This window comes from Lactobacillus sp. M0403 (assembly GCF_016101265.1).
Classification (GTDB): Bacteria; Bacillota; Bacilli; order Lactobacillales; family Lactobacillaceae; genus Lactobacillus; species Lactobacillus apis.
The window spans coordinates 24,606-41,739 of sequence record NZ_JACFQV010000002.1; the positions used below are offsets into that span (position 1 = coordinate 24,606).

A 17,134-nucleotide genomic window follows, 5' to 3' on the forward strand; every position below is an offset into this window, starting at 1 on the left:
TGAGTGGAAAAATTCTTGACTTAAAGTGGGCTTTAAGAACTATACTCAAGAAAAACATATGGGAGGACAATTATGATTTTTGATGAGACATTTACACTTACTAATGGAGTAGAAATCCCTAAATTAGCTTTGGGAACTTGGGAAATTCCAGACAATGAAGTAGCTTTACCTGTAGCAGCCGCTTTAAAGATGGGATACCGTCATATCGATACCGCACAAGCTTATCATAATGAAAAAGGGGTTGGTCAAGGAATAAGAGAATCTGGCATTCAACGTGACCAAATTTTTGTTAATTCAAAGGTTGAGGCTGAAATCAAAAACTATCAAGAGGCGAAAAAGTCAATTGATGAAACTCTCACACGGATGGAACTTGATTACTTAGATATGATGATCATTCATAATCCGCAACCTTGGCGAGAAGTAAATCAATCTTCTGATCGTCATTTTGAAGGCAACTTAGAAACCTGGCGTGCTTTAGAGGATGCAATGAAAGAGGGTAAATTAAGAGCTATTGGTGTTTCAAGCTTTGAACCAGAGGATTTGAAAAATTTGATTGATAACAGTGATACTAAACCAATGGTAAATCAAATTTTGTGTCATATTGGAGCAACTCCTAAGAAGCTAATCGATTTTAGTCAAAAAAATGATATTGTAGTTGAATCATTTTCTCCAGTTGCACATGGAGAAGCTCTGAATAACTCAACAATTAAAGAAATTGCAGATAAATATGATGTTTCTGTTGCTCAGTTGTGTATTCGTTATGATTGGCAGTTAAACACTGTAGTTTTGCCTAAAGCAAAAAATCCAGATCATATGAAGCAGGATGCAGAGCTGAATTTTGAAATAAGTGCTGAAGATATGTCCACTTTAGAGAATATCACTAGCTTTGATTACGGTTCTGCTGGGCACTTTCCAGTATTTGGTGGAAAAATGTAAAGTAAGAACGTAAATTTGCTAAGATGTAAAAAACTTCTTACATTTAATCATCTTAAATGTAGGAAGTTTTTTGTGTTAGGTTATAAAAAGTGCATGTAATTAGCAGCTTGGGTTAAAAAGCTCTTGTAAATAAAAAATATCGTTTTCAAATGTATATTTCAGCACTGAACAGTTTTTGATTCGATCTTTACGCGTAAAGGTGTTGTACTTTTCCCATTGTCGATAGAAGTTTGCAATAGCAGCTCCGTGCGAAACGATTAAGATTTGTTCATTGCTAGACTCTGCAGCTATTTTAGTAATGGCTTCATTGATTCTTCTAGTCAGCTGTACTTGGGATTCACCACCAAATTGAACAAAGAAGTCATTATAAGGAAGAGGAGGATTTAAATGTTCACCCTCGCCCTCGTAAGTACCAAAGTTCCATTCACGTAAAGCTTTATGAGTTGAAAAAGGCAAATCAGTGATTAACTTTAGAGTATCAACTGCTCGTTCTGAAGTAGAACAATGTGCTTCCTCTAAAGTAATCTGGTTGTGTTCAAAATATTCTTTTTTGGTAGTCAAAGCTTGCTTAATACCTAATTCGGTCAATGGTGAATCACAAAAGCCCTGAATTTTATGTTGAACATTAAACAAAGTTTGCCCATGACGTACCAAGTAAATTGTTTTCATAAATAAGTTACCTTTCTATTTTTCATTAATGCGTAACATTCAGAGTTTATTATAATACTTTTGTTTTTAAAGATTATCGTAGCTTTTATACTGTACTCTAAATTAGTATAAAAACTAGTAAGTTAAGATTTTACTCGTAAAAGTTCTGTTCAGTATTTTGCTAACTTCGTTAATTTCTTCTGCCAGCTGAATATTTGATGTATCAGTAGAAACCGCAAAATTGACATTAATCTCATTAATCGGCAACACAATATAATTGATATTGCTAAATCTATCATTTTTAACCATTTCAATACTAGTTGTCATGTTTCCCAATCCCTTGCTTGCTAGCTTAAGGGCAGTGAGCGAATCTCGAACGTGAATTTGTGGGTAAAAATGAAGGCCAATTTTATTAAAGTAGTTATTAATAATTTCTTGATAATGACGTTCACCATCAACAATAATAAAGTTTTCCTGGATGAGCTCATGAAGTTTGTTAAGAGAAAAAGGGATTTCTTTTTGACGAGGCTGGTATAACTTTGAATTTCTACCTAAAACTAAAACTTGAGTATCTTTGTGCAGGCTTTGACTTTTAATACCTGGAAGTTGAATAATATTACCAACAAACAAATCTAGTTGTTCATCTTTAAACGCTTTTTCTGCATCAGCTGTACTAAGTTCTAGTGTAGAAGTTTTTAAGTTAGGAAACTTCTCCAATAAAATTGGTAATATGGTTAAGTTAAAGTTCTCTCCAAGTGGGGGAGTAATTCCCATTCGTAATGTGGGAAAAGAACTTTGCTCATATTTTCTCATTTTATTAGTTAATTCGTTTTGTAATTGTAAATCTTTGCGCAAATAAGTGATTAAAAGATGCCCTGCAGGGGTTAATTGTACGGGGTGAGAATTACGATTAATTAGAGTAACATTGTACTGTTTTTCATATTTTTTGATGACACGACTGACGTAAGGCTGTGATAAATAAAGCTTTTGTGCGGCTTCGGAAAAAGACGTACTGCTTTCAAGTGCTTCTAAAAAAGTTAACAACCGACTATCCATTTTATTCACCTATTCCTATTTTGTAATAGTGATTTCAATAATTAAGTATTTCACATACTTTAAATTATAGTGTTAAATAAAAGAGTAAACAACAGTTTATATAGGAGAATAAAAATGGTTAATAACGAAAAATTTCAATGGGATGCAGTATATGATGTAGCCGTTTTGGGCTTTGGTGGAGCTGGTGCAACTGCTGCCAGATTTGCCGCTGATAACGGTGCAAAAGTTCTTTTAGTAGATAGCGCCCCTGAGGGCCATGAAGGTGGTAATACAAGATATTCAGGTCAAATGGTTGGTGCTGGTACTGACTATGAAGCATTAAAGAACTACCATGAACATATGGCGGCACCGCTTAAGCCAGACAATGAAGCTTTTGAAAACTTGATTGAAGGTATGGCTAACATGGGAAGCTATTTTAGAAAGTACTTAGATGTTGAGCCAGTAAGTATGAAAAAAATGCTCGCAGGAACGCCTTCAACAGCCTATGTAACTGAATACCCTGAATTACCTGATGCAGATTCATATGACGATTATTTAGTTCACGAAGGCGTTGATGACGCAGCTTTATGGAAGATTCTGAGACAAAAGGTCATTGATCGCTCAGATAAAATTGATATTTGGTATTCTTCTCCAGCTAAGCATTTAATTCAAGACGGTGTCTCAAAAACAGTTATTGGTGTTCAAATTGAACGTGATCATGTTTTAAGAAATATCAAAGTCAAGAATGGTGTGATTTTGGCTGTAGGTGGTTTCGAAAATAATAAAGAAATGATTCAAACGTTTTTGCAATCGCCTTATTTGTCACCAATTGGTTCCCTATATAATAAAGGTGACGGCATTAAAATGCTGCAAGAAGTAAATGCTCAATTGTGGAATATGCGATCATTTGAATCATTGGGACAATTCCACGGTTTATCATTGCGTCAAAAAGAGGGTGTTCGCTCGACTTACGCTTTGAATGTCTTTTGGCAAGAGAGTTCAACTGGTAGTGTCGTTGTAGTTGGTGATGATGGTACACGTTACTTTAACGAAGCCGAAATGAACCGTCATGGTCATATTTATAACCACGGCGACTGGGTTGTTCCACTAAATCAAGAGCGCCCATACATGATCTTTGATCAACAAAAATATAATGAACTAAAGAATGAACCTGATGATGGTCTAAAAGTTCCTGGTTACCTTGAAAAAGCCATTAAAGCAGAAACAATCGAAGAATTAGCAGAGAAAATTAATAAGAGTGCTACCAATTTGACTAAAACAATTGAAGAATTTAACTTTATGGCTGAACAAGGCAAGGATTATGCCTTTCATCGAAATCCAAAAACTTTGCGTAAATTTAGCGAAAATGGACCTTATTATGCAATTGCTTTAAGACAAAATATGCTTAATACGCAAGGTGGAGGAAGAAGAGACGGACACTGCCAAGTTCTTGATCCTAATAACCAACCAATTCCACACTTGTATGAAGCTGGAGAATTAGGTTCACCATTTGTTAATAAATATACTACTGGTGGTAATGTGGCGGATTGCTTGATTTCTGGTAAAATTGCTGGAGAAAACGCAGCAATGATTAAGCAGGATTTACCAGTTTCTGGTGGTATTGACCTTAACGAAGCAGTTGTAAATAGTAATTTTGATACAACCAGTGATGAGGACAAAGGACAATATTCTGTTGGTAAAAACCAATATTTAGGTTATAGCAACCAAGGAATGGGTGACGGTGTTGTTGTCCGGACTACAGTTGGTGATAATGGCCAGATTAAAAATGTTGAGATATTGAAACAAACTGAGAGTGATGACTATGGTCTAAAGGCAGTGAAAGAATTGCCACAAAAAATGGTCGAAGAAAACACGTATGATGTTGATGCAGTTTCTGGTGCTTCGCAAACTAGTCGCGCAATTAAGGAAGCAGTTAAGGACTCATTAGATAAAGTCAAATAAACTAGATGATTTTCTATATATAAAAAGGCACTGCAATTTGCAGCGCCTTTTTAGTTTTTTATTTTACTTTTGTAAATTCAGTTGGTTCTTTAAGTGCAGGATCAGATTGAAGTGCAATTTTATCTTTACCTAATGTAATTGGAATTAGGCCATGTTGATATAATCTTTCTTCAATGAACATTTTACCGTCTGCATTTTCAATTACTGGGTAATTCCATTTGCCAATAGTAGCTTTTAGTTCACCGTTTTCATCGCAGAGGGTAACCAAACCGTAACCTGGATTTTGATAATCACCAAGTAATTCAGCTGTTGCTTTTACCGCTTTTGGAGATGGTCCTTTAAGCTTAGCAATGTTATCTTCACGAGCACGATTTTTATCTGCCATGATTTTACTTACTTTGTCTGCCCAATCTGTATCATGAATTCCTAAAGTTTCGTCAATTGTTTGATAGCCAAGAGCAAAAATTGAATCTGTTGAATCCATATTGGTAGTAAAGACAAAGGCAAGGTCAAGGTCAGGAACAAAACCAAGGAATGAGCAATAACCAATGTATGAGCCACTGTGATAGAAGTATTTGTGACCCCGATAGTCTTCCATCATCATACCCAAACCATAAGCACCAAAGTTTGCCCCACCGTAAGGACGATTAGGTAACATAATTGATTGTGGTAAATAACGTTGTGCTGTCACTTCATCCTTGGTTGATTTTTGGGTTTTCAGTTGAAATTCTGCCCAAGTTAGCAAGTCAGAAATTGTAGCTAGCATACTGCTGGCACCACCAACTTTACCAGGTGCAATAAATGGTACTTCTTCTGTTACATCATTGTCTCTAATATATGGCTTAGGGATGCGGTCACGAGGAGCCTCATTATGGTTGATGTATGTGTCATTCATGTGGAGTGGCTTTAAGAGGTGTTCACGCTCATATGAACCGTAATCTTGACCGATTGCTTGTTCCATTACGTAGGTAGCCACGGCATAAACCAAGTTGCTGTATTGCATTTTTACACGCAATTCGTGATTGGGCTGTAAATAACCGACATGCTCTGCTTTTTCTTTTAATGAAAGATCATGTTTATTCATATTGGTAAAACGCATTAAATCATGTGCTGGTAAGCCACTTTGATGACTTAATGCATCCCTGAATGTTAAGTGATCTTCAACATATTTATCGACCATTTTAAAGTCAGGCCAATATTTCTTTAATGGATCATCTAAGCTAATTTTGCCTTCATCAGCCAGTTGACAAATTGCTGTAGCTAAGAATGACTTAGAAATAGAAGCCAATGGATACAGACTATCTTCGTTTGCATCACCGTAGACGTGGCTGTAGCTTTCATTTTTGTGATATACACCAAAGCCTAGACTAGGTAAATTAAATTTATCCATTACTTTTTCAGCGAAATCAGTTATTTTTTGCTTTTCCATTACTACTCCTTTAAAAATTACCGGTACATTAGTGTAAAACGTATCGGTAAAAAACAGACTTTTATCACCATTTTACTCCTTTCTTTACTAAAATTAAATGTTATTTTTATAATTATGATGTAATAATTTTATTTCTATGATATATTTATTAATATTAATAAATTAAATTTATAAAGAAATGAGAAATAAGATGAAAAAAGCTAAACTATTTTCTTCAATTGGTATTTTGAGTTTGTCAGCATTTGCTTTAACTGCATGTGGTAAAGGCAATGACAACAACAGTGCTAATAATGATGACACCAAATCTGTAGCCAAGTTTCCAATGGAAACACCGAAAAAGGCAATTAAAAAGGGTGGCACTGTCAAAATTGCCGTTGAAACAGATACCCCATTTTCAGGTATCTTTTCTCAAGAATTATCTTCTGAAGATGTGGATTCAACAGTTGCTTCTCCTGGCCAGGAAACTTTGTTTGACAGTGATGACAATTATCGCGTTACGGACAAGGGTGCTGCTACACGTAAATTAGATCCAAAAAACAACACAATCACCATTAACATTAAAAAAGGTGTTAAGTGGTCGGATGGTAAGCAAGTCGTTGCTAAAGACTATGAATATGCATATGAAATCCTAGCTAACAAGGATACGGCTTGCCAAAGATATAGTAGTCAATTTGAACTCTTAAAGGGTCTCAAGGAATACCATGAAGGTAAGGCTAAGACTATTTCTGGAATTGAAATGCCAGATGGAGAAAATGGCCGTAAATTGATTCTTCACTTCACTGAATTAAGCCCAAGTATGTACAATGCGGGAAGTCGTTCACTTTGGGAAGGGGTTGAACCATACCACTACCTTAAAGACGTTCCATTTGCTAAATTAAAGTCATCTGATAAGATCAGAAAGAACCCATTATTCTTTGGTCCTTATAAGATGGAGAAACTTGTTCGTGGTCAATCAGCTACTTGGGTACCTAACGAATACTACTGGCGTGGTAAGCCTAACTTAGATAAGATTGTTGTTTCAGTTATTTCACCAAACTCTGCTTCACAAGCAATCAAGAGTCATAAGTTTGATGTAATCCCTGTAATCAACACGCAATGGCCACAAGTTAAGGAAACTAAGGATGTTAACTTCATTGCTCAAATTCCAATTGCATATCATTACTTAGGTTTTAAGGTTGGTAAATGGGACAGTAAGCTCAGCAAGAACGTTGAAAATCCAAAAGCTAAAATGAACAACAAGTATTTACGTCAGGCAATTGGATATGCAATGAACGTTGATGCAGTTAATAAACGCTACACTTATTCATTAACTTTCAGAGTGAAAACTCTTGTTCCGCAACAATTTGGTGACTTTTACGACAAGAGCGAAAAAGGTTTTGACTATAACTTAAAGAAAGCCAATGAAATTTTAGACAAGGCTGGTTATAAGAAGAAGGGTAAATGGCGTGTGCAACCTAACGGCAAACCTTTAACTATTAATGTTGCTGCTATGAGTGGGGATGCAACTAAGGAACCAATCATCCAAAATTACATCCAACAATGGCATAAAGTAGGCTTGAATGTTCAGTTAGCTACTGGCCGTTTGATCGAACACAACTCGTTCTACGATAAGCTGCAACACGATGACAAGGGTATTGACATGTACATTGGTGGTTGGTCAACCCCTACGGAACCATCGCCAAACCCATATTACAGTGAAACCGCACCGTTTAATATGACTCGTTTTGTAACTGAGAAGAACAACAAGCTCTTGGAAGAAATGAACTCGCAAAAGGCTTTGAACCATAAATATCGTGTTCAAAAATTCCATGAATGGCAAAAATACATGAATGACGAAGCTTATGTAATTCCAATCGATAATTCATACCAAATTTCAGCAATTAACGATAAGATTACTGGTTATTCATTGAAGCCATCTGAGGGTAATAACGGTCACCCATTATGGTATAAAGTTGGTTACGCAAAATAAGATAAAAATAGGCTAGAAAGGGACTAGACTAACTAATGAGAACAGGTTCAAAAATTATCACTTTAGATAACGGCTATCACTTATGGACAAGTACCCAAGGTGAAGGCGATATCCATTTATTAGCATTACATGGAGGCCCAGGCGGCAATCATGAATATTGGGAAGACGCCGCAGATCAATTGGCTAAACAAGGACTTAATGTCCAAGTAACAATGTACGATCAATTGGGCTCTCTTTATTCAGATCAACCTGATTATGATGATCCAGAGATTGCAGCTAAATACCTAACCTACGAATACTTTCTCGACGAAGTGGATGAGGTTCGGGACAAGCTTGGCCTTGATAATTGCTACTTGATTGGACAAAGCTGGGGCGGTTTGCTGGCGCAAGAATATGCGGTTAAATATGGTCAACACTTAAAAGGAACAATTATTTCTTCTATGGTCGATGATACTGATGACTATATTGAGTCAATCAATCGCCGTAGACAAGAAATTTTCCCACAATCAGAAATTGACTTTATGCGTGAATGTGAAGAAAACAATGACTATGACAATAAACGCTACCAAGAGGACGTTCAAATATTGAACATTAACTTTCTTGATCGTCGTCAGCCATGTAAGCTATATCATATTAAGCGTATTGGCGGTTTGCCTGTATACCATGCCTTTCAAGGTGATAATGAATTTGTGGTAACTGGTAAATTGAAAGATTGGCACTTTAGAAAGTATTTAAAAGAAATCAAAATGCCTACATTATTAACCTTTGGTGAAGAGGATACGATGCCTTTGGAAACAGCAAGAATTATGCAAAAAGAAATTCCTAATTCTCGCTTAGTTACTACACCGAATGCAGGACATCACCATATGGTTGATAATCCAGATGTTTACTACAAGCATGTAGCTGATTTTATCCGTGAAGTTGAAGCTGGCACTTTTAAGGGTGAATAACTGCTTGAGCTAAAGATAAATAAAACAAAAGAAACCGTGAGTCGATTGACTCACGGTTTCTTTTGCTTCTTGCTTAACTAGTATCTATTCTTTTGACTCGTTTTTATTTACCAATTATGCCAAATCCACCTAAAATAATTCCGGCAATCAAAACGGTAATAATCAGTTTAGTTGAAGTCATTTTCTTCTTGCCGAGAAGCCAGTAGCAGACTGCAACTAATAGCACTGGAACAAGTGAAGGCATGATTTGGTCTAAAATTGATTGTGCTTTTAGAACAACTTTACCTGTTTTAAAGACTAATGGTACGTTTGCATTAACAACTGTTGGAATCAATGCTCCTACAACTGTTACCCCGAGTAAAATCGCTGCATCAGTTAGTCTGTTTAATTTATTTCCTGCTGCATAAATTAATTTTTCACCTTGCGAGTATCCCATCGGAAGTAGGGCAAAGCGTAAGAACAGAACAACAAAGTTTGCTATTAGCCAAATGATTGCACCAATTGGGTTTCCTTTTAATCCCATATATGAAGCAATTGAACCGAAAATTGTTGGTAGAATAACACCAAAAATTGTATCACCGACACCAGCAAATGAGCCCATCAGACCAGCTTTCAAACCGGCGATTGCTTCTTCAGCTTTCCGGCCTTCTTTTTCTTCAATAGCCATGTCCATCCCGACAATAAAGCCACCGACGTAAGCGTTCGTGTTGAAGAACTGATTATGAAGTTTCATCATTGAAACACGGTCTTCTTTGTCAGGATATAGTTTTTGAATTGTTGGTAACATCGTGTAAAGATATCCAGTCGACATCATTCTCTCATAGTTCCAACAGATTTGGCTGCTCCACAACCAACGCCAGTTTGCGCGGAATAAATCTTTTTTAGTTATTTTTTGGGAATTAGTCTTCGTATTCGCCGAGTTCATTTTCATGTCCTCCTTCAGTTTGAGTAGTTGTTGCTTCCTTAGTTTCACTTTGTTTGTAATAGATAATTGCCATTGCAGCACCAATAATTGCTACACCAAGCATTGGTACTTTGATGTATGCTGCTAAAAAGAAACCAATTAATAGGTAAGCGATAAAACGTTTAGTAGGCAAAAATCTAAGTAAAATTGCAATTCCGACTACTGGTAAAATTCCACCGGCTGCGGATAAACCATTAGTTAGCCATTGAGGCATAGAGTTAACTACAACCTGAATTGTGTTTTTACCAACTAATAACATCAAAAGTACCGGTAGTGCACGTGATAATCCCCAAGGAAACATCCCGTAAATAATGTTATGGGCAACGCCTTTTTCATTATCTTCTTCAATCATCTTATCTACTCGATGTAAAAAGAAGGTATTAGTGAAACGAGCCAGAACATCTAGTTGAACCATTAAAAGGCCGACAGGAACTGCTAGACCAACTGCAAAGCTAACTCCTTTGTTACTCATAACTGCATAGGCAGTGCCGACGATAGCCCCAGTCATGAAGTCTGGCATGCTGGCGCCGCCATAAGTACCAACACCTAGTACCATTAATTGAAGCGTCGCGCCCACAACTAAACCTGTTTTTATATCACCCATAATAAGTCCAGCTACAAGACCAATTAAAAGCGGATAATTACACAATATTGCAACTGTCAGTTGGTCAATAATCATCCAAAAAGCAAGTGCTGTTAATAGTAAAATTTGCCACCATGTGATTGCCATTTTAGTTCTCCTTCTTATTTAACATTGAAATAAATGGCTCTTGTTTATCGTTCGGAACCATTTGATGATAAAATTCAATTCCTTTTTCTGCCATCTGATTAAAGGTAGCAGTGTCCTCGTCAGTAACGGCAACACTTTTAGCAACTTGACGTGCCCCCTGAGACATTGACATGTTACCAACATTTACTGCCGGAAGCTTAACACCAGCAGATACTAGCTGTGCCAAGATTTGCGGCTTTTTAACGAGTAAAAGAACTCTTTGACCATTGTATTGTCCACTATTGATTCGTTCTGCAGCTCCCTTAGCTGTAAGAATACTTAAGTGAATCCCAGCTGGAACAGCCGTTTTTAAGGTTGCCTTTTGCACCTTACTGGTAACAATTTGATCGTCAACGACCATGATTCTCGTCGTATTAAGACTTCTAGTCCACATGGTAGCAACTTGACCATGAATTAAGCGCGAATCAATTCTTACATTAACTAGGGGGTTACCAGTATTTACAGGAGCAGTTTCTTTATTTGGCGCTGCGGGCTGCTTTTTAGGTTTCTTTTTGATGTTTGACTCCATTAATTCAATTGTTTGACTGATTGCCTCGTCAGCAGGAGTTCCTGTTGCTAGTGATAAGGTCAACATCAGGGAAAGACCGGAATATAGTTTGACGTCAGGATGTTCTGCAATAAAAGTATTTGCTGCGTTTGCTGGTGTACCGTTTGGAATATCAGCAATAATTACGACTTCCTCAGCAGAATCTTGTCTGCCCTGATAAATATCTTCATAGCATTTGACGACATCATCAATGCCCATCGGATCTTTAAAAGAAACTGTTGCGAAATTAGTTAATTCGCCTGTAATCATTTCACAGCTCTTAAGCGTTTGTTTTGCATAGTCACCATGACTTGCTAAGATATACATATAAAAATCACTCTCCTTCAACTTAATGCGTTAACTTGGTTACAAGGTAAATATTAATTCTAAATGAAAGCAATTGCAATAGCTTTATAACAATATTTGTTAAAAGCAGCTATGGACTTTTATATTTCTTAGTGTTTAACTTAATGTGTTAAATATTGAAATGGATTGGGAGGAATAAACATGGTAGAAGCTTTGACTAGAATTAAGCAATATGAAGACTTGGGGTTAGGCTTATTTATTCATTGGGGCTTATATTCGCAATTAGAAGTCGGAGAGTGGACTGAATATATCCATCATCGAGATAAAGCAAAGTATGAACACTTAATTAACAACTTTTCTGCTAAAGATTTTGATGCCGAGCAAATTGTTCTGTCTGCTAAAAAAATGGGTGCTAAGTATATTGTTTTGACAACCAAGCACCACGAAGGCTTTTTCTTGTATGATACCCAAGGGTTATCTGAGTTTGATGCAATGCACAGTCCCGCCCATAGAGACTTGATTCGAGAATTTATTGATGCCTGCCATAAATATAATGTTCAGCCTTTTTTATACATGGCGACATATGATTGGCATAGTGAACTGTATGAAACTGACTTCAATAAGTATTTAGATTATCTATTAAAATCCGTTGAAATTTTGTGCAAGAATTATGGCTCAATTGGAGGATTTTGGTTTGATGGTGATTGGAATAAAAAAGAGGCTAATTGGAAATTAGATCGTTTATACGGAACAATCAGAAAATATCAGCCCAATGCAATAATTGTTAACAATACAGGTTTAAAAAACAGAGGGAAGATAAGTAATCCTGAAATTGATGTTGTGACATATGAGCGAAAAACGCCAGATCAAGTTAATCATGGTTTCCAAGATAAATATGTCGCAGGGGAAGCCTCAGTAACGATGAATAAACACTGGGGCTACGCCAGAGATGACTTAAACTTCAAATCTACAAAAGAGCTAATTGAAAATATTGTTCATGCTCGTGGCATTGGAGCTAACATTTTACTTAACATTGGCTTAACGGGAACTGGACAAATTCCGTTAATGAATCAAGCCGTTATGGAACAAATCGGTAAATGGACAGAGATGGCGGGGCAAAGTATCTATACCTCACGTCCTTCTTCTGAAATCAAGGCGAGCGGAAACGATAAAGATATTGCTCTGATAGATAAAAATACTCTATATTTGTTTTTACATGATTTAGAAATTGTTGGCGATGATAATGTGGTTTTAGGCGGTGAAGGTATCAATTTACGTTCATTTAGTGGTATATTCAAACAGATAGAAAAAATAACTTGGCTAGATGATCAAAAAGAACTTCCTTTTATGCAAGATGTTGATAGAGGAACGCTTACGGTGGACATAGGTGGTTACACTTATGGGACAGATTGGTGTGTAAGAATAGCCAAGGTTTCCTTTAAATAAAGCCGGTGAAATTGATGTCAAAATATCAAGATATTGTTTTAAAATTGGTTGAAAAGTTAGATAATGGATGGCTGAATCCTGGTGATCGTTTCTATAGTGAAGCAGAAATTAGTCGAATTTATCATGTTAGCTCTACGACCGCAGTAAAAGTTCTAAATACCTTAGAACAACAAAATAAGGTAACTCGAGTTCAAGGAAGTGGGACTTTTGTAGCAAAAGAAGCACATAAGCAGGTTGCAATGCTCACGGATTTGAACCTGGCTGAGGGGCAAACTGAAAGTGTTAAAGTACTTTTAGTAAGAATGGGCGATGATCAAGATGTGCTGCAAAAACTTCATTTCGATGAAATTAACAATTATCTTGAAGTAAGACGTTTACGCTATATTGGTAAAAAAGTAAGTCAATATTCAATTAGTTATCTAAATCCAAATTATTTAAATACTGATGAATTGGATAACTTGTCATTGTTCAGTTCGGTTTACCAAAAGGTTAGGGATGACTCTAAAATTGATCCTTTTGAATTGCCATTTAAACAAAAAAATTGGGCAAAAACTGTTTCCGATAAAGAAATATTGCAGTACTTCACACAAGAAGCAAAACAACTTTTTATTTATCAGGAACGAGAAACTTATTTGCCACTAGTTTCTGGTGAACTACTTGAATATACAATTAGCTATAAACTACCTGAATTCTGGGGTTATGAGGCAACTGCAACAGCTTATCGCCAGTAACTCTTACATCTAAATTACTAGAAAACAAAAAACTAAATCAAAAATGATTTAGTTTTTTGCTTCTTTAAGTAAAAGCACTTTTTCGACAGGTAATTTGACCCTCAGTTCGTCTAATGTGAAAGGTACTTGTAAAGAAATCTGATATGCGGTTAAGTGGAGAAACTCGTCTTTTTTAGCATTTCGGTTATAGAGGGGATCACCTATAATTGGACAACCAATTGCGGTAAGATGAACGCGAATTTGGTGTGTGCGTCCAGTCTCCAGTGTTAATTTAACTAAAGCTGTATTGTTGTCATAGCGCTTCAAAACTTGATAGTTTGTGATTGATTTCAGTCCATCACTAACAACTTTGCGCTTACGTTGATCAAGTGGATCATGTCCGATGGGTAAATCAATTGTTCCGTTGTCATCAATTGCTTTTTCTAGATTAACAACTGCTAAATATTCACGGTGAAAGGCCTTGGTAACTAATTCACGGTTTAGAATAGGCACAACTGCTGGATTTTTGGCAACGAGGAGCAGCCCACTCGTCAACATGTCTAAACGATGTACAATAAAGGGAGAAAAACCCAGATAGGTGGCGCAATCATTTAGTGCAGTGTTAGTTTCAAACAAGTTAGGATGAGTTTTTTGACCAGCTGGTTTGTTAATTATTATGAAATTTTGGTCTTCGTAGATTATTTCCGGCATTTTACCACTAGGTGTATACTCATTTTGCGCTGTTTCAACGTGGTCTAACCAAAGTTCGACTTTATCGTTAGGATAGACTGCTTGATTGAAATACCGATAAGCACCATTAATTATTATCTTTTGTTCGGTACGCAAAAAATGACGCCATTTGCGTGGAATTAGTAATTGACGTAGCAAGTCGTTAACTGAACAGGGTGCATGATTTGTTGGAATGTTAAATGTAAAGTAATAGCTCATAAATATTTGTTAAATCTTCTTGAAAATAAAGGGAAGCCTTGCTAATATGATAAAATTTTAGTTGTTTCTAAAGGAGCAGATAAAATGGAAAATAATGAACCAAAGAAAAGTGGCTTAGCGGCCTTATGGTATCGCATTGATCACCGCTTTTATATCGGGCGCTGGATTATCTTAATCTTGCTCAGCATGACGCTTTTGGTTTGTACTTATTATACCGTCAAAGTTAAAACATCAAACATTTCAAATTTGAAGGCTTCATTGTCTACGACGACTGCTATTTATGATTATAAAGGTCAAAAAGCAGGAGCACTATATTCGCAAAAGGGAACTTTCGTAGAATATAACAAAATTTCGCCAAACGTAAAAAATGCTGTGATATCGACTGAAGACCGCACTTTCTGGAAAAATCCTGGCTTTAGTATCAAGGGAATGGGACGTGCAGCATTAGGACTGGTAATTCATCACGGCCAAATTGCAGGTGGTGGATCGACCTTAACGCAGCAGCTGGCCAAAAATGCTTTACTAACACAGAGGCAAACTTTGTCGCGAAAAATCGAAGAGTTATTTTTTGCGGTTGAAATAACGCATGTATACTCCAAAAAAGATATTTTAACAATGTATCTTAATAATGCCTATTTTGGTAATGGGGTCTGGGGTGTCCAAGATGCCAGTAGAAAGTACTTTGGTAAAAACGCAAATGAGTTAACGGTCGGAGAAGGTGCAACCTTAGCAGGAATTTTACGTAATCCAAGTAATTATAACCCAATTGACCACATGAATTATTCTTTATCAAGACGTAATTTAGTCTTGGATTTAATGGTTGCAAACAATAAGCTGACTTCTTCTCAAGCTAAGGTCGCAAAAAGCCAAAGCTTAGTTTTGCGTGATACCTATCACAACCAGGATGGCTACCGCTACCCGTACTTCTTTGATGCTGTTGTCGATGAGGCAATCAAACGCTATGGCTTAAAAGAAGAAGATGTTATGAATAAGGGTCTGCGTATCTACACGGCGCTGAACCAAAATTATCAGGGACAACTCCAAGAAAAATTTAGCCAAGACTGGTTATTCCCTCAAGGCTCAACTGATGGAACAAAGACGCAAGGCGCTAGTGTGGTAATGGATCCTAGTACTGGAGCAGTCAGGGCGGTCATTGGCGGACGTGGCAAGCATGTCTTTCGCGGTTATAACCGAGCTACCCAAATGAAGCGTCAGCCTGGCTCTTCAATTAAACCGATTGTGAGCTACGCACCTGCATTACAACAAGGCTATCATTATGACTCTCAGCTTTCTAACAAGTTGCAGCGATTTGGTAAAAATGGGTATGAGCCGCATAACGTTGATAATGGCTATTCAGATAAGATTCCAATGTATGTTGCTTTAGCTCAAAGTAAAAACGTACCGGCAGTTTGGTTACTAGACCGGATTGGTGTGTCCAAAGGGGTACAATCTGCAAATAATTTTGGCATTAAAGTACCAAAAGAAGACCAAAACCTAGCTTTAGCACTAGGTGGTTTATCAACCGGTGTATCACCATTGCAAATGGCACGAGCATATTCTGCTTTTGCCAATAAAGGTAACTTGCCGAATAATTCGTATTTCATTACAAAAATTACTGATGCAAGTGGTAACGTAATTGCCGAAAATCACGATACTGGCAGACACCGAGTTATTTCAGAAAGTACAGCACATGAAATGACAACGATGTTATTAGGCGTGTTTACTAGTGGTACAGGAGCATCAGCTCAACCAGCTGGTTTTCGAGTTGCCGGAAAAACTGGTTCAACTGAGGTTCCAAATTCATACGGTTTTGGAACCAAGGATCAGTGGATTGTTGGTTATACGCCTGACGTAGTTGTCGCAACTTGGGTTGGTTACGATCGCACTAATAAGCAACATTTCATGCATGGTGTGTCAGAAACTGAAATCACTAGACTATACAAGGCAGAGATGGAAGGAATACTTCCTTATACTGCCCAGAACCAATTTACCGAACAAGCTCCTAAGCAAATTATCCAAAATAATGGTACTGGATCGGACTGGACCAATGGATTGAACAATAAAATTCAAAAAGGTATAGGATCTGCGGGAGAAAAGCTAAATGAATGGTATAATAACTTGAAGGGTCTTTTTGGCCGATGATTAGGAGGATTAAAAATGGTGAATATTTTCGATACGACCAATCAATTAGCATCCGAGCTGCAAGAAATTGATGAATTTAGTGTTTTGAAAGAAGCAATTGAAGGCGTTAAGAATAACGCGGAAAGTACAGCACTTTTCAAGGAAATGGACAAGGTACAAAATGCGATTGTAATTGCCCAATCCAAAGGTGAAGACTTATCGCAAGAGCTTCAAGATGAATATAAAAACTTAAATGAAAAAGTACAACAAGATCCACAAATCTTGAATTTGTTACAAGCAGAGCAAGGTCTATATGGTACGATTGAAGAAGTACAGAAGATAATTACTCAGCCGATTAATGATCTGTATAAAGGTCTTAGAAATTAGTTAGACC

Annotated in this window: 15 protein-coding genes; 8 read left to right on the plus strand and 7 right to left on the minus strand. The window is 36.8% G+C overall.

Translation table 11 applies throughout. From position 1 onward, the window contains the following. The first annotated feature begins 72 nt into the window (after nucleotides 1-72). Nucleotides 73-936 carry an aldo/keto reductase gene (locus H3T48_RS02680; RefSeq protein ID WP_232349858.1) on the plus strand — a complete coding sequence of 288 codons (864 nt, stop codon included), beginning with the start codon at nucleotides 73-75 and terminating at the stop codon, nucleotides 934-936. A gap of 99 nt (nucleotides 937-1,035) precedes the next feature. Here the strand turns inward: H3T48_RS02680 and H3T48_RS02685 are convergent, their stop codons facing one another. Continuing rightward, nucleotides 1,036-1,605: a histidine phosphatase family protein gene (locus tag H3T48_RS02685; RefSeq protein ID WP_074425006.1), complete on the minus strand. Its 570-nt coding sequence runs from the start codon at nucleotides 1,603-1,605 to the stop codon at nucleotides 1,036-1,038. 114 nt (nucleotides 1,606-1,719) lie between these two features. Continuing rightward, nucleotides 1,720-2,640 (minus strand): LysR family transcriptional regulator, encoded by a 921-nt coding sequence (locus tag H3T48_RS02690; RefSeq protein ID WP_198188352.1) that lies wholly within the window; start codon nucleotides 2,638-2,640, stop codon nucleotides 1,720-1,722. A 114-nt stretch (nucleotides 2,641-2,754) separates the two neighbouring features. On the opposite strand from H3T48_RS02690, the gene H3T48_RS02695 reads away from it, so the two are divergent. Beyond that, nucleotides 2,755-4,581 (plus strand): FAD-binding protein, encoded by a 1,827-nt coding sequence (locus H3T48_RS02695; RefSeq protein WP_198188353.1) that lies wholly within the window; start codon nucleotides 2,755-2,757, stop codon nucleotides 4,579-4,581. 58 nt (nucleotides 4,582-4,639) lie between these two features. On the opposite strand, the gene H3T48_RS02700 is transcribed toward H3T48_RS02695, so the two are convergent. Further along, a complete protein-coding gene (locus tag H3T48_RS02700; RefSeq protein ID WP_198188354.1) occupies nucleotides 4,640-6,010 on the minus strand; it encodes a serine hydrolase in 1,371 nt (456 codons plus the stop codon). Nucleotides 6,011-6,200: 190 nt separating this feature from the next. Between H3T48_RS02700 and H3T48_RS02705 the strand changes: the two genes are divergently transcribed. Next, nucleotides 6,201-7,979, plus strand: coding sequence for an oligopeptide ABC transporter substrate-binding protein (locus H3T48_RS02705; RefSeq protein WP_109715671.1), 1,779 nt, complete (start codon nucleotides 6,201-6,203; stop codon nucleotides 7,977-7,979). Between the two features lie 35 nt (nucleotides 7,980-8,014). Beyond that, nucleotides 8,015-8,929: a proline-specific peptidase family protein gene (locus tag H3T48_RS02710; protein ID WP_074425011.1), complete on the plus strand. Its 915-nt coding sequence runs from the start codon at nucleotides 8,015-8,017 to the stop codon at nucleotides 8,927-8,929. A 103-nt stretch (nucleotides 8,930-9,032) separates the two neighbouring features. Here H3T48_RS02710 and H3T48_RS02715 read toward each other — a convergent pair whose 3' ends face one another. The 3 genes from H3T48_RS02715 to H3T48_RS02725 are packed head-to-tail and all read right to left on the minus strand — an operon-like array spanning nucleotide 9,033 to nucleotide 11,536. Further along, on the minus strand, nucleotides 9,033-9,854 hold the full coding sequence (locus tag H3T48_RS02715) for a PTS system mannose/fructose/sorbose family transporter subunit IID (protein ID WP_122035552.1): 822 nt from the start codon (nucleotides 9,852-9,854) through the stop codon (nucleotides 9,033-9,035). Then, the gene (locus H3T48_RS02720) at nucleotides 9,829-10,623 is read right to left on the minus strand and encodes a PTS sugar transporter subunit IIC (RefSeq protein WP_198188355.1); all 795 of its coding nucleotides are present in this window, start codon (nucleotides 10,621-10,623) and stop codon (nucleotides 9,829-9,831) included. Before H3T48_RS02720 ends, H3T48_RS02715 begins: the two co-directional genes overlap by 26 nt. Nucleotide 10,624: 1 nt before the next feature. Then, entirely contained in the window at nucleotides 10,625-11,536 is a 912-nt protein-coding gene (locus H3T48_RS02725) for a PTS mannose/fructose/sorbose transporter subunit IIAB (RefSeq protein ID WP_198188357.1), read from the minus strand. A 180-nt stretch (nucleotides 11,537-11,716) separates the two neighbouring features. Between H3T48_RS02725 and H3T48_RS02730 the strand changes: the two genes are divergently transcribed. Together H3T48_RS02730 and H3T48_RS02735 are read left to right on the plus strand one after the other, a co-directional pair. Beyond that, nucleotides 11,717-12,961 (plus strand): alpha-L-fucosidase, encoded by a 1,245-nt coding sequence (locus H3T48_RS02730; protein ID WP_198188358.1) that lies wholly within the window; start codon nucleotides 11,717-11,719, stop codon nucleotides 12,959-12,961. Nucleotides 12,962-12,975: 14 nt separating this feature from the next. Continuing rightward, the gene (locus tag H3T48_RS02735; RefSeq protein ID WP_198188359.1) at nucleotides 12,976-13,692 is read left to right on the plus strand and encodes a GntR family transcriptional regulator; all 717 of its coding nucleotides are present in this window, start codon (nucleotides 12,976-12,978) and stop codon (nucleotides 13,690-13,692) included. A 48-nt stretch (nucleotides 13,693-13,740) separates the two neighbouring features. Here the strand turns inward: H3T48_RS02735 and H3T48_RS02740 are convergent, their stop codons facing one another. Continuing rightward, on the minus strand, nucleotides 13,741-14,619 hold the full coding sequence (locus H3T48_RS02740) for an RluA family pseudouridine synthase (RefSeq protein ID WP_198188362.1): 879 nt from the start codon (nucleotides 14,617-14,619) through the stop codon (nucleotides 13,741-13,743). A gap of 84 nt (nucleotides 14,620-14,703) precedes the next feature. Between H3T48_RS02740 and H3T48_RS02745 the strand changes: the two genes are divergently transcribed. Together H3T48_RS02745 and H3T48_RS02750 are read left to right on the plus strand one after the other, a co-directional pair. Further along, nucleotides 14,704-16,761, plus strand: coding sequence for a PBP1A family penicillin-binding protein (locus H3T48_RS02745; RefSeq protein ID WP_198188363.1), 2,058 nt, complete (start codon nucleotides 14,704-14,706; stop codon nucleotides 16,759-16,761). A 15-nt stretch (nucleotides 16,762-16,776) separates the two neighbouring features. Beyond that, a complete protein-coding gene (locus H3T48_RS02750; protein WP_122035540.1) occupies nucleotides 16,777-17,127 on the plus strand; it encodes a YlbF family regulator in 351 nt (116 codons plus the stop codon). Nucleotides 17,128-17,134 lie beyond the last annotated feature (7 nt).

Bases quoted from the DNA above. Each gene is read 5' to 3' on its own strand.
- H3T48_RS02680 (WP_232349858.1), top strand. From the start codon at position 73: ATGATTTTTGATGAGACATTTACACTTACTAATGGAGTAGAAATCCCT.
- H3T48_RS02725 (WP_198188357.1), bottom strand. From the start codon at position 11,536: ATGTATATCTTAGCAAGTCATGGTGACTATGCAAAACAAACGCTTAAG.
- H3T48_RS02695 (WP_198188353.1), top strand. From the start codon at position 2,755: ATGGTTAATAACGAAAAATTTCAATGGGATGCAGTATATGATGTAGCC.
- H3T48_RS02710 (WP_074425011.1), top strand. From the start codon at position 8,015: ATGAGAACAGGTTCAAAAATTATCACTTTAGATAACGGCTATCACTTA.
- H3T48_RS02750 (WP_122035540.1), top strand. From the start codon at position 16,777: ATGGTGAATATTTTCGATACGACCAATCAATTAGCATCCGAGCTGCAA.
- H3T48_RS02745 (WP_198188363.1), top strand. From the start codon at position 14,704: ATGGAAAATAATGAACCAAAGAAAAGTGGCTTAGCGGCCTTATGGTAT.
- H3T48_RS02740 (WP_198188362.1), bottom strand. From the start codon at position 14,619: ATGAGCTATTACTTTACATTTAACATTCCAACAAATCATGCACCCTGT.
- H3T48_RS02720 (WP_198188355.1), bottom strand. From the start codon at position 10,623: ATGGCAATCACATGGTGGCAAATTTTACTATTAACAGCACTTGCTTTT.
- H3T48_RS02690 (WP_198188352.1), bottom strand. From the start codon at position 2,640: ATGGATAGTCGGTTGTTAACTTTTTTAGAAGCACTTGAAAGCAGTACG.
- H3T48_RS02705 (WP_109715671.1), top strand. From the start codon at position 6,201: ATGAAAAAAGCTAAACTATTTTCTTCAATTGGTATTTTGAGTTTGTCA.
- H3T48_RS02685 (WP_074425006.1), bottom strand. From the start codon at position 1,605: ATGAAAACAATTTACTTGGTACGTCATGGGCAAACTTTGTTTAATGTT.
- H3T48_RS02735 (WP_198188359.1), top strand. From the start codon at position 12,976: ATGTCAAAATATCAAGATATTGTTTTAAAATTGGTTGAAAAGTTAGAT.
- H3T48_RS02700 (WP_198188354.1), bottom strand. From the start codon at position 6,010: ATGGAAAAGCAAAAAATAACTGATTTCGCTGAAAAAGTAATGGATAAA.
- H3T48_RS02730 (WP_198188358.1), top strand. From the start codon at position 11,717: ATGGTAGAAGCTTTGACTAGAATTAAGCAATATGAAGACTTGGGGTTA.
- H3T48_RS02715 (WP_122035552.1), bottom strand. From the start codon at position 9,854: ATGAACTCGGCGAATACGAAGACTAATTCCCAAAAAATAACTAAAAAA.